The organism is Phytohabitans sp. LZ39, from assembly GCF_059359075.1.
The window spans coordinates 99,440-111,782 of the sequence record NZ_JCADBM010000019.1; the positions used below are offsets into that span (position 1 = coordinate 99,440).

Consider the following 12,343-nt stretch of genomic DNA (forward strand, 5'->3'; position numbering starts at 1 on the left):
TGCGGAGAGAACGAGGTCAGGTGGAGCAGGCGGTGCCGTTCAGCGTCCAGCCCGTGGGGGCGCCGTTGGTGCCGCCGTGCGTGCCCTGGAAGCCGAACGTGGTGTTCGCACCCGGGGCGATCGAGCTGTTGTGGCCGACGTTGCGGGCGCTGACCGAGGAGCCGCTCTGGGTGACGGTCGCGTTCCAGCTGTTGGTGATCTGCTGGCCGCTCGGGAACGAGAAGCCGAGCGTCCACCCGTTGACCGTGCTGGAGCTCGTGTTGGTCACGGTCACGTTGCCGGTGAAGCCGTTGTTCCACGAGTTCGCCGTGTACGCGACCCGGCAGGCGCCACCGCCGCCCGGCGGGGGCGTCGTGTTCGGCGGCGGTGTGGTGTTCGGCGGCGGTGTGGTGTTCGGTGGGTTGCCCTGGTTGACGGTCGTGGAGAACGAGTTGACGCCCAGGCCGACGCCGCCGTTCCACGGCTCGAAACCACCCTGGATGCTGGTCAGGTACCAGGAGTTGGTGATCGCGCCGCGGTTGCGGATGTCGTTGATGAAGTCCAGGACGTTGAAGCTCCAGCTGTTGATCGGCGACGGCGCCACGTACGAGATGACGTTGTTGGAGCCGTTGCTGCCGCGCCAGACGTCCCAGGTGCGTCCGCCGACGTTGCCGGAGCCGACCGAGGAGCCGATCGGCTGGATCGGGCCCTGGCGGTTGAACCAGATCATGATCTCCATCTGGTTGACCCCGTCGCGCTTGGGCGTCGGGTCCAGCCAGATGTCGAACGAGGCGTTGTACGTGCCGCTGGCGTACGTGTAGCTGATGTTGGTCGGGATGCTGCTGATCTGGCTGACCTGGAGCGGCAGGTTGGTGCCCGGCGAGCAGTTGGTGTAGTGGCAGCCGAAGAAGACCGACGGGTACGACAGCGGCGCCCCGTTGGTCGCCGCGCTGCCCTGCTGGCTCACGATCGAAAAGCCGGTGTTGGTTACGTTGATGCACTGCTCGGCGTTGGAACCCCAGCGGTTGTTCTGCACGACGTAGCGGCCCTGGATCGTGGTCGAGCCGAACTGCTCACAGATGCGGACGTCAGCCTGCGCCGGCGAAGCGGCGGTGGTGATGACCGCGGCGGTGCCCGCGAGGAACAGGCCGATCGCGGCGAACGCGCGTATCGGGCGTTTCATGGGTGCTCCTTCTCGTGGTGGGACGGGTCCGGGTGGGTCGGACGGGAGCGCTCCCATGAGGTTAGGACATATTCACGCTTATGAAAACATGCTGCGCGCCGCCCGTAACTGATCCGTGGCCCGGGCGAGCGCGTCGGTGATCCGTTGCTCGCTCTCCGGTCCGATGCGGGCGGCCGGTACGGACAGGCTGATCGCGTCGGTCGGCGGGTCGGCGAGGGGCACCGCGATCGCGAAGCACACGATGCCGTCGGTGTTCTCCTCGCGGTCGACGGCGTATCCCCGTTCCCGGGTCAGCTCCAACTCCGCGTGGAGCGCCTCCCGGTCGGTGATCGTACGGGCGGTGAGCCGGGGGAGCGGCCAGCGCAGCTGGCCGTCGGGGTCGGGGCTCCGGGCGAGCAGCGCCTTGCCCAGCGCGGTGGCGTGCGCGGGCAGCTTGCGCCCGATCGCGCTGTACAGCCGCAGCCGGTGCACCGATTCGCGTTTGGCCAGGTAGACGACGTCCGGGCCGTCGAGCCGGCCGAGGTGCACGGCCTCGCCGAACCGCCGGGACAGGTCGTCGAGCACGCCGGACACCACCCCGACCGCGTCGTCCGCGTCGAGGTAGGCGGCACCCACCTCCAGCGCGCGCACGCCGAGGCCGAAGCGGGTGCCGGTCGGGTCGGTCTCCACCCAGCCGCGCCGGGCCATCGTGCGGAGGATGCCGTGCAGGCTGCTCTTCGGGATGTCGAGCGCGCGGGAGAGCTCGACCAGCGAGCGGCGCCCGGGGGACGCGGCCAGCGCCTCGAGCACCTCGAGGGTGCGGTCGGCGGACTTCACGGGGGGTTGGACCGACGTCATGCGTTCCATTATGGTCATGTACGTGACCGACGTTCAGTATGTTGAACAGACCATCGGTAAGAACCGGCTGCTCCCGGTCGTTGTGCTCGAAGACGCGCGTGCTGCCGAGCCGCTCGCCGCCGCGCTGACGGCCGGAGGGCTGCGCAGCGTGGAGGTGACGTTCCGGACCGACGCGGCCGCCGAGGCGATCCGCGTCATGGCGGAAAACCCCGAGCTGCTCGTCGGCGCCGGCACGGTGCTGACCCGGGCACAGGTCGACGCGGCGGTCGAGGCGGGGGCGAAGTTCGTGGTCAGCCCCGGGTTCAGCCCCGTGGTCGTGGCCCACTGCCGGGAGGCCGGCCTTCCGGTGTACCCCGGTGCGGCCACGGCGACGGAGATCCAGATGGCGCTCGACGCGGGGCTGTCGATCGTCAAGTTCTTCCCCGCCGAGCAGGTCGGCGGGGCCAAGATGATCAAAGCGCTGGCCGCGCCGTTCCGGTCCGTGCGGTTCATACCCACCGGCGGGGTAAACACCGGCAACCTGCCCGACTACCTCGCGCTCAAGGCGGTCTTCGCGGTCGGCGGCACCTGGATGGTCGCGCCCGACCTGCTCGCGGCGGGCAAATGGGACGAGGTCACCCGACTTACCGCGCTAGCGGTCGCGCAAGCGGAGCAAGTGGCAACAGCGGTCGCGATGACGAAGGAGAACCGGTGACGCTCCAGATCAAGAACGCCGAGGAGTGCCGTTACGACCTTGTCTCGCTCGGCGAGATCATGCTGCGTCTCGACCCGGGCGAGGGGCGGGTGCGCACCGCGCGCAGCTTCCGCGCCTGGGAGGGCGGCGGGGAGTACAACGTGGCCCGCGGGCTGCGCCGCTGCTTCGGCATGCGCACGGCGGTGGTCACCGCGTTCGCCGACAACGAGGTGGGCCGGCTGCTCGAAGACCTCGTGCTCCAGGGCGGCGTGGACACCACGTTCGTGAAGTGGCTGCCCTACGACGGCATCGGCCGCGCGGTGCGCAACGGGCTCAACTTCACCGAGCGCGGCTTCGGTGTGCGCGGCGCGGTGGGCACCTCCGACCGCGGGCACACCGCCGCCAGCCAGCTCCGCCCCGACGACGTCGACTGGGACCACCTCTTCGGCACGCTCGGCGTCCGCTGGCTGCACACCGGCGGCATCTACGCCGCGCTCTCCGAGACCACACCGGACGTGATCGAGGCGGCCATGTCCGCCGCGCGCCGGCACGGCACCGTCATCTCGTACGACCTGAACTACCGGCCTAGCCTCTGGAAGGCGGTCGGTGGCAAGGAGCGGGCGCAGGAGGTCAACCGGCGGCTCGCGCGGTACGTGGACGTGATGATCGGCAACGAGGAGGACTTCACCGCCTCGCTCGGCTTCGCGGTGCCGGACACCGACGAGTCACTGTCCACGCTGGAGGTTGCCAACTTCCGCCGCATGATCGAGGAGGTCACGAAGGAGTACGGCAACTTCGCCGTCGTGGCCACCACCCTGCGGACGGTGCGCAGCGCGACGGTCAACGACTGGGGCGCGATCGCCTGGGCCGACGGCGCGTTCGCCGAGGCGACCCACCGGCCGGAGCTGGAGATCCTGGACCGGGTGGGCGGCGGCGACAGCTTCGCGTCCGGCCTCATCTACGGGCTCATCAGGACCGGAGACCTCCGCACGGCGGTCGAGTACGGCGCGGCGCACGGCGCGCTCGCGATGACGACACCTGGCGATACGTCGATGGCGAGCCTCAAGGAGGTGGAGGCACTCGTGCGCGGCGGCGGTGCGCGGGTGCAGAGGTGAGCGTGCGCCAAAACGTGAGACTTGCGTAGCGCAATTGCGTGTTCGGGGGACTACCCTTAGCGCCATCGGGGCCTATCCTTGGCCGGTCGCTCCGAGTAGTCTCTTGGCTTCAACGCGTTGCCCCTCCCCCGCGCCGGGGCTGGAACAATCTCCGGAGGCGTTCGCACATGCTCGGATCCAGCCTGCGGATCCTCGTTGTCGGTGCCGGCATCGCCGGCCTGGCAGCCGCCCGCGCACTGCGCCTTGCCGGCTTTCGCCCGGAGGTGGTCGACAAGCTCCCCGCGTCCACTGTGGCGGGTGCGGGCATCTACCTGCCGGGCAACGCCACGCGCGCCCTGCGCGAGCTCGACCTCGACGCCCCGGTGCGGCCGTGCGGTGAGGTGGTGACCCGGCAGCGCTTTCTCGACGCGGAGGGGCGCCAGCTCTGCGAGGTCGACCTGGCCGAGCTGTGGGAGGGCGTGGGCGAGTGCCGCGCGCTGCCCCGCGCCGACCTCCACCGGGTGATGCTCAGCGGGGCCGGCGGCGCGGTGCGGCACGAGACCGAGGTGACCTGCCTCGAGGTGGTGGCCGGCGAGACCGCCAAGGTCCAGTTCGGTGACGGCTCCAACGCGGAGTACGACCTGGTGGTCGGCGCCGACGGCCGGCGCTCCTCGGTGCGCACGATGGCCGCGCTCGGCGGCGCCGCGGTCCCGGTCGGCCAGGTCATGTACCGCAGCGTGGTGACCGGCGGGCCGAAGGTCGGCGAGTGGACCGCCGTGCTCGGCAAGCGGGCCGCGTTCGTCGTGATGCCGATGGGCGCGGGGCGGCTGTTCTGCTACGCCGACGAGGCCGCCTCGGCCGCGCCGGCCGACCCGCTCGACCGGGTGCGGGAGGTCTTCGGCGGCCTCGGCGGCCCGGTGCCCGCCGTGCTCGAAGCGATAGAGAAGGTGCAGGTCGCGGTTACCGACGAGGTCGAGATCGGCAGCTGGTCGGAGGGGCCGGTCGTGCTTGTCGGCGATGCCGCGCACGCCACCGCGCCGACGCTCGCCCAGGGTGCGGCCATGGCCCTCGAAGACGCCGTGGTGCTGGCCGAGTCGCTGCGCGGGGCGGCCTCGGTGACCGACGCGCTCGACGAGTACGAGCGGCGCCGCCGCCCGCGCACCCGCTGGGTGCTGGAGCGCACCCGCGACCGCGACCGGCTGCGCGACGAGGCGCCCGCGATCCGCGACCCGCTGCTCCGGGAGCGCGGCGAAGCCATCTTCGCGGAGCACTACAAGGGACTCGTGGCTCCCTACTAACCCCCGTAGTTGATGGCCGCCGGCGGAGGACTATCCTGCCCGTTGGACCGCCAGATCAAGAGCCAGCACACACCCGGAGGCCCTGCGTGACCACCGTCGCACCGAAGCCGATCGTGACGCGGCCGTGGCCGGTCCGAGAGCCGGTCAAGGGTTCCGCGATCGCCCGCATCCTCCGCACGACGGACGCGAAGCAGATCGGGATCATGTACATGATCACGTCCTTCGTGTTCTTCATGATCGGCGGCCTGATGGCGCTGCTGATGCGCGCCGAGCTGGCCCGTCCGGGCATGCAGTTCCTCTCGCCCGAGCAGTACAACCAGCTGTTCACGATGCACGGCACGATCATGCTGCTGTTCTTCGCGACGCCGATCGTGTTCGCCTTCGCCAACTTTGTCGTGCCGATCCAGATCGGTGCGCCGGACGTGTCGTTCCCCCGGCTCAACTCCTTCGCCTACTGGCTGTACGCGTTCGGCGGCACGCTCGCCCTGGCCGGCTTCATCACGCCGGGTGGCGCCGCCGACTTCGGCTGGTTCGCGTACGCGCCGCTCAACGACGCGGTCAACTCGCCCGGCGTGGGCGCCAACATGTGGATCGTCGGCCTGGCCATCTCCGGTCTCGGCACGATCCTCGGCGGCGTCAACATGATCACGACGATCCTCACGCTGCGCGCGCCGGGCATGACGATGTTCCGGATGCCGATCTTCACGTGGTCGATCCTGATCACCGCGCTGCTCGCGATCCTGGTCTTCCCGCTGCTGGCCGCCGCGCTCTTCGCGCTCGCCGCCGACCGCATCCTCGGCGCGCACGTCTTCGACCCCGCCACCGGCGGGCCGATGCTGTGGCAGCACCTCTTCTGGTTCTTCGGGCACCCCGAGGTGTACATCGTCGCGCTGCCGTTCTTCGGCATCATCAGCGAGGTCGTGCCGGTCTTCAGCCGCAAGCCGCTCTTCGGCTACAAGGGCATGGTCGGCGCGATGATCGCCATCGCGGCGCTGTCGATGAGCGTGTGGGCGCACCACATGTTCGCCACCGGCCAGGTGCTGCTGCCCTTCTTCAGCTTCCTGAGCTTCCTGATCGCCGTCCCGACCGGCATGAAGTTCTTCAACTGGATCGGCACCATGTGGCGCGGCCAGTTGACCTTCGAGTCGCCGATGCTCTTCGCGATCGGCTTCCTGGTGACGTTCCTCTTCGGCGGCCTGTCCGGCGTGCTGCTGGCCAGCCCGCCGGTCGACTTCCACGTCTCCGACTCGTACTTCGTGGTGGCCCACTTCCACTACGTGCTCTTCGGCACGATCGTGTTCGCGGTGTACGCCGGCGTCTACTTCTGGTTCCCGAAGATGACCGGCCGGATGCTCGACGAGCGGCTGGGCAAGATCCACTTCTGGCTGACGTTCATCGGCTTCCACACCACGTTCCTGGTGCAACACTGGCTCGGCAACGAGGGCTTCCCGCGGCGGTACGCCGACTACCTGCCCGATGACGGCTTCACCACGCTCAACACGATCTCCACGATCGGCTCGTTCGTGCTGGGCGCGTCCACGCTGCCGTTCCTTTACAACGTGTGGAAGTCGTACAAGGCCGGCCAGGTCGTCGAGGTCGACGACCCGTGGGGCCACGGCAACTCGCTGGAGTGGGCCACGACCTCGCCGCCCCCGCTGCGTAACTTCGACCGCATGCCGCGCATCCGCTCGGAGCGCCCGGCCTTCGACGCGAAGTTCCCGCACCTGGCCGCCGGTTCCCAGTCGGTCGCCGGCCCGCCGGAGGGCGGCGCGAAGCCGCTGACCAGCGAGTCGCGGGGCGGCGCCACCTACCAGGAGGACACCTCCACCGAGATCGACCGCTAGCCCTACAAAACGGATCGCGGTGCCTGCCTTGCCGGTGGGGCACCGCGATCCTTCTGTTTGGTGCGGCCGCTATCGTGCTGTCCGTTACCTAAATGTGATGTCGCTCGCGGTAGGTGTGTCAATGTTCATAATTTGGACATAGCGCCTGCGAATTTCGAGATGTCGTGACGCTATGTGCTCGTCCCATGGGTTTGATATTTCATCGGGTTGAGGTCGCCGCCAACCGGTCTCTATGCTCGCCGCGCCTCGGCCGGGCAGGTTAACAAATTGACCCATGGAGGAACTCGTGCGACTACGCCTAACTCGCAGGTTACTGTCCATTCTTGGTTTTGCCACGCTGGCCTTAGCGGCTCCATCCGCTGCGTTAGCGGTCAATGTCTCGTCAAACGACGGTTCCGGTACGCAGAACGTCACGCAATGGTTCGGCAACGGCGCGACGCTATCTGGGACTCTGAAGTCAACCAGTGGCAGCGCCGTCTACTACTCCGGACTCGTGGCAATCAACAACTGTGACGACAGCACTTATGGCCGTTACTCCTCCAACACCACCAGCACCAGCGGTCAGACGAGGGGTGGGACGATTTCCGCTCTCATCGGCGTCTGGCCCTGTAGCTTCGAGGGAGTGAAGGCGCGGGTCTGCAAGGACGTCAACAACCTTCCTGACCCGTGTGGATCTTGGTCCTCCACCATTAGGCCCTAGCATCTCGCAGATGCTCGGGCGGCCGGGTAACATCACCACAGCAAGGTCGGTCCTATTTTCCGTCGGTCCAGGATATAGGTCCGAGTTCGCACAATAAGCCGCGAAAATCGCCCGACGGCTCACTGGGCTCGACAGTCCGTCGGCCCAGTGAGCCACCACTTCGTGCCGGAGCCTGTTCGGGGGCAAAGTGCTAGAGGTCAGAGACGTTCAGTTTCGTTACGGTCCGAAGACCGTGCTCGTCGGAGTGTCGCTGGATCTGACGAACGGAGCAAACCTGTTCCTGGGCAGAAACGGGGCCGGCAAGACCACCCTCATGCGCGTCCTTGCCGGTGCCGTCCGCCCTGACGCGGGAGATGTGCGGCTGAACGGCAGGTTGTTCAGTGGGCGGTCCACGTCGGGGCGGCAGGTGCTGCGACACATCGGGTGGCTCCCCCAGGACTTCGGCTTTCCGCCGCGTATGAAAGTCGACGAGTTCGTCGCGTATGCGGCGTGGCTGAAGCAGGTGCCAGCGGCGCAGGTTCTGGCACGGAGCAGCGCCGTCCTCGAAGTCGTCGATCTCGTGCGGCAAGCCCACCAGCCGCTGAAGAGCCTCTCTGGCGGGCAGCTGCGAAGGGCCGGCCTCGCCGCCGCGCTCGTAGCCGATCCGGACGTGCTCATTCTGGATGAACCAACCGCGGGGCTGGATCCTGAGCAGCGCGACGCGTTCCACGAGCTCATCCGACAGATCGGGCACGAGAAGGTCGTCGTCGTGGCGACGCACCTCTTGGAGGACGTCGAGGCATTGGCGGGGCACATCGTGGTGATCGACCATGGCTCGGTCCGGTGGCAGGGCGATCCAGGCGGGTTGGAGCGACTTGGCGGCGGTGGTTCCGGCCTCAGCGGTCTGCGGGCCGGTTTTCAGGCGGCGATCGGCCAGAAGCCGTGAGAAGCCTCGCGCCCGGCAGGTTGACCTCCGTCGACCTCCTCATCGGCCTCGCCGTAGCGGTGGTCACAGCCGCTCAAGGCATCCTGGTGGTGGCGACGAAGTCGGAGCGGTGGGCAGGACACTGGCCGAGCAGCAGCGCGGCGGTCGGCTGGGCCACCATTTGGGGATGTTGCATCGGGTCGGCCGCGGCCGCGTTGCTGGTCGCCGCCGCCCGGCGCCACAACTATGACCATCTGATCCAGGGGTCGTCCCGAGGCCGTCCGGCGATCTTCGGTGCCGGGCTGCTGGCCATCGGCGCCGGCAATCTCGCGGGCTACCTTGCCGTGACCGGCTACCTGCTTTCGACAACCGGGCCGGAGGCTACCCACGGACGGCTCAATGTCCTCGACTTGCTGTCCACGCTGGCCGCGGTGCCACTCGCCGTTGGCCTCGGTGCCGCGGCCGGGCGGGTCCTGCCAACGCGGCTGGCGCCGGTCGCGGCGGCGGTCCTCCCGTACGCGATCTACATGCTTCTCGTGTATGGGAGCGCGTACAGCGGAAACATCGTGTTCACGGACATCTCCCTGGCCGATGACACCGACCGTACCTATCTGCGACTGCCGACCGAGTTGGTCATCGGTCGCGGGGTTTTCTGGTTGGCCGTGGGGGCCGCGTTGATCTGCTGGGCGCTGCACGCCGGCCGTTCGGCATACACGGCGGTCCTGATCGCCGGATTCGGAGCCTCGGCCGTCCTGCTCACCGCGGGTACGCGGTATGAGGTGCCGAGCGAGCACCAGGCAGTGTGCGTCGAAGGCAGGCCCACGGTCTGTCTCGACCGCGCACATGATCATCTCGTCGACGAATACGTCCGTCGCGTCCGGGCCAACGCCGCCGCGCTTTCGGGGATCGACTTCACCCGGCTCACCGTGACGCCGATCGAAAGCTTCGGCGACACCGCGCCCGTAAGCGGTGAGGTCGTCTTCGCGCCCATCGTCAAGCGAAACACCTCACCGGCACACCAGATCGATTCCGCCTCCTTCGACGCCGCGTTCGGCGCTGGTCTATTCCTCACCTCGTGTCACGACGCCAACGACGGTGAGCGGCCGGCCGGTGCCGAAGACAGCCTCCGGACTGCGGTGGCGTTGTACCACTGGTGGCTCAGTGCCCGCGACCTGCCTCTCGACGGCAGCAACTATCCAGGTGAGATCGACCTGAAGTCGGTCCTCGCTGCTGATGCCTCGACAGCGGCTGTGGACAAGAGGCTGTTCGCGCTGTCGCCGGGCGAGCGGATGGCCTGGCTACGGGAGCATCAGGCCGCCATCCTGAGCTGCCGGGCGGGTCCGCTGCCGTGACGGTGCCGCACAGCCTGCGGGTACGCGCCCGGATCGTGCTCGCATTCGCCGGCGCGCGCGGCGTGACGCCGCGGTCGGTCGCCGCATACGCCGGGCTCTGGCTTGCCATCGGCCTGGGCTCCCGATTCAGCATGTCCGCGCTGGGTCTGCGGTTTGCTCCGCCGGGCAGCTCGTCGCTGGATACCGTGGCGGTGGTGTTCATGTTGCTCCCGGCAACCGCTCTGGCGAACGGCACCGCGAGTCGACTTCCGGCGCTGGAGTCGGTGCGGTCGCGCGGAATGCTCTATGCGAATTCCCTATGGGTCTTCGTGCTGGTCGGTGGGGGCACGCTCGTCGCGTTGGCGACCGCCTTCACCTGGCACGCGTCGATCAACCAGCTTTCGCTCTTCTCGACCTGGTTGATCGTGCTCTCGGTGACGCTGGTCCTCGGCGCGGCCCTTACGACCACCGCCGCGGCCATGGGCACGCTCGCACTTGTCGCGGTCTTTGGCACGCCAGGCCTCGTGCCGTGGCGATTCAACCTGCTCTACAACGTGACAAACGCCCGCGTCGCGGCGGTCGTCGGCCTGCTGCTGCTGCTGACCGGCGGCGCCTTGCACGTGGCAAGGCATACCAGGCCACAGGCCGGATGAAACCTCAAGGGGTGAGGGTGACGCCGGCGGCCTTCATCTCGCGGAGAGCGGCCTCCGTCGTCGCCGGTGCCACGCCTGCGGTCAGGTCGACCAGCACTGTCGTGTCGAAGCCCTCGCGGGCGGCGTCTACGGCGGTCGCCCGTACGCAGTGGTCCGTGGCGATGCCGACCACGTCGACCTGTGTCACGTCGCGGGCGCGGAGCCAGTCGGCGAGGCCGGTGCCCTCGTCGTCGTGGCCCTCGAAGCCGGAGTAGGCCGCGGCGTGTTCGCCCTTGTGGAAAACCGCGTCGATGCGGCCCGTCGCCAGGGCCGGGTGGAAGTCGGCGCCGGCCGTGCCCACGACGCAGTGGCGCGGCCACGAGTCGACGTAGTCGGGCGGGCTGCCGAAGTGGGCGCCGGGGTCGATGTGGTAGTCCTTCGTCGCCACCACGTGGTCCCACGGGCCGTTGGTCAGCGCGCCGGAGATGCCGGCGGCCACGGCCGCGCCGCCGTCGACGGCGAGCGAGCCGCCTTCGCAGAAGTCGTTCTGGACGTCCACGATGATCAACGCACGAGTCATGAAGGGCTCCTAGGAAGCGGGAACGATCGTGACGGGGACGGCGGGGTCTCCCGCGGAGAGCTTGAGGCCCTCCCACGGGATCGAGATCAGGCATTGGCGCAGGTGGGCACGCGACTCGGCCAGCGTGGGCAGGCCCATGGGCTCGCCACCGGCGACGTACTGGTGCTGGAGCAGGCGGTCGCCCAGATGGCGGTCGGGCACGCCCTGGGTCACCACGATCTCCTCGGTGGCGGTGCCGGTCGGCTTGTGGCGCCGCACCGCCGTCTTGCGGCCGCCGACCGTGGCCTTGTTTTCCGAGCGTTTGACCACCGGGCGCCCCTCGACCTCGACGAGCTTGTACACAAGGCCGGCCGTGGGCGCGCCGGAGCCGACCACGACCGCGGTGCCGGCGCCGTACATGTCGACCGGCTCGGCGGCGAGCGCGGCGATCGCGTACTCGTCGAGGTCGCCGGAGACGATGATCTTCGTCTCGGTGGCGCCCAGCGAGTTGAGCAGGTCGCGGGACTGCTGAGCGAGCACCGAAAGGTCGCCCGAGTCGAGGCGGATGGCGCGCAGCTCCGGGCCGGCGACCGCGATCGCGTTGCGGATGCCCTGGCTGATGTCGTACGTGTCGACGAGCAGCGTCGTGTCCTTGCCCAGCGCCTCGATCTGGGAGGCGAAGGCGGTCGGCTCGTCGTCGTGCAGCAGCGTGAACGCGTGCGCGGCCGTGCCCGCGGTGGGGATGCCGTACCGGAAGCCGGCCTCGAGGTTGGACGTGTACTCGAACCCGGCCAGGTACGCGGACCGCGCGGCGGCGACCGCGGCCTCCTCGTGGGTGCGGCGCGAACCCATCTCGATCACCGATCGGCCCCGGGCGGCGGTGACCATGCGGGCGGCGGCCGCGGCGATCGCGCTGTCGTGGTTGAGCACCGAGAGGATGAGCGTCTCCAGCAGCACGCACTCGGCGAACGTGCCGGTGACGGTCAAGATCGGCGAGCCGGGAAAGTAGAGCTCACCCTCCGCGTACCCCTCGATGTCGCCCGAGAAGCGGTAGGCCGACAGCCACGCGGCGGTCTCTTCGTCGACCACGCCGCGGCTGCGCAGGTGGTCGATCTCGGCCTCCGTGAACCGGAAGTCGCGCACCAGGTCGACGAGCCTGCCGGTGCCGGCGACCACGCCGTAGCGGCGGCCGGTCGGTAGGCGGCGGGCGAAGACCTCGAAGACGCACCGGCGGGCGGCGGTGCCGTCCTTGAGCGCGGCGCTGAGCATCGTCAGCTCGTAGTGGTCGGTCAGCAGGGCGGTCACGCCA

11 protein-coding genes are annotated in these 12,343 nt (G+C 68.9%); 7 read left to right on the plus strand and 4 right to left on the minus strand.

Annotated features, from left to right (window positions below):
• Positions 1 to 16: 16 nt before the first annotated feature.
• Together AC5L36_RS31325 and AC5L36_RS31330 are read right to left on the minus strand one after the other, a co-directional pair.
• Entirely contained in the window at positions 17 to 1,162 is a 1,146-nt protein-coding gene (locus AC5L36_RS31325; RefSeq protein ID WP_441222371.1) for a glycoside hydrolase family 12 protein, read from the minus strand.
• Between the two features lie 78 nt (positions 1,163 to 1,240).
• On the minus strand, positions 1,241 to 1,999 hold the full coding sequence (locus tag AC5L36_RS31330; protein ID WP_441222372.1) for an IclR family transcriptional regulator: 759 nt from the start codon (positions 1,997 to 1,999) through the stop codon (positions 1,241 to 1,243).
• Positions 2,000 to 2,021: 22 nt separating this feature from the next.
• Between AC5L36_RS31330 and eda the strand changes: the two genes are divergently transcribed.
• The 7 genes from eda to AC5L36_RS31365 all read left to right on the plus strand — a co-directional run bounded on the left by eda (position 2,022) and on the right by AC5L36_RS31365 (position 10,496).
• Complete coding sequence (gene eda, locus AC5L36_RS31335; protein ID WP_441222373.1) at positions 2,022 to 2,693, plus strand: bifunctional 4-hydroxy-2-oxoglutarate aldolase/2-dehydro-3-deoxy-phosphogluconate aldolase; 672 nt, start codon at positions 2,022 to 2,024, stop codon at positions 2,691 to 2,693.
• On the plus strand, positions 2,690 to 3,787 hold the full coding sequence (locus AC5L36_RS31340; protein WP_441222374.1) for a sugar kinase: 1,098 nt from the start codon (positions 2,690 to 2,692) through the stop codon (positions 3,785 to 3,787). The genes eda and AC5L36_RS31340 overlap by 4 nt, the downstream gene beginning before the upstream one ends.
• 167 nt (positions 3,788 to 3,954) lie before the next feature.
• Positions 3,955 to 5,064, plus strand: a complete 1,110-nt coding sequence (locus tag AC5L36_RS31345; protein ID WP_441222375.1) for an FAD-dependent monooxygenase — start codon at positions 3,955 to 3,957, stop codon at positions 5,062 to 5,064.
• An 86-nt stretch (positions 5,065 to 5,150) separates the two neighbouring features.
• Positions 5,151 to 6,908, plus strand: coding sequence for an aa3-type cytochrome oxidase subunit I (gene ctaD / locus AC5L36_RS31350; RefSeq protein WP_441222376.1), 1,758 nt, complete (start codon positions 5,151 to 5,153; stop codon positions 6,906 to 6,908).
• Positions 6,909 to 7,840: 932 nt separating this feature from the next.
• Positions 7,841 to 8,533: an ATP-binding cassette domain-containing protein gene (locus tag AC5L36_RS31355; protein WP_441222377.1), complete on the plus strand. Its 693-nt coding sequence runs from the start codon at positions 7,841 to 7,843 to the stop codon at positions 8,531 to 8,533.
• A 194-nt stretch (positions 8,534 to 8,727) separates the two neighbouring features.
• Positions 8,728 to 9,864 (plus strand): hypothetical protein, encoded by a 1,137-nt coding sequence (locus AC5L36_RS31360; protein ID WP_441222378.1) that lies wholly within the window; start codon positions 8,728 to 8,730, stop codon positions 9,862 to 9,864.
• Entirely contained in the window at positions 9,861 to 10,496 is a 636-nt protein-coding gene (locus AC5L36_RS31365; RefSeq protein WP_441222379.1) for a hypothetical protein, read from the plus strand. Before AC5L36_RS31360 ends, AC5L36_RS31365 begins: the two co-directional genes overlap by 4 nt.
• Before the next feature lie 4 nt (positions 10,497 to 10,500).
• On the opposite strand, the gene AC5L36_RS31370 is transcribed toward AC5L36_RS31365, so the two are convergent.
• Positions 10,501 to 11,055, minus strand: coding sequence for an isochorismatase family protein (locus AC5L36_RS31370; protein WP_441222380.1), 555 nt, complete (start codon positions 11,053 to 11,055; stop codon positions 10,501 to 10,503).
• 9 nt (positions 11,056 to 11,064) lie between these two features.
• Positions 11,065 to 12,339, minus strand: a complete 1,275-nt coding sequence (locus AC5L36_RS31375; protein ID WP_441222381.1) for a nicotinate phosphoribosyltransferase — start codon at positions 12,337 to 12,339, stop codon at positions 11,065 to 11,067.
• Positions 12,340 to 12,343: the final 4 nt, after the last annotated feature.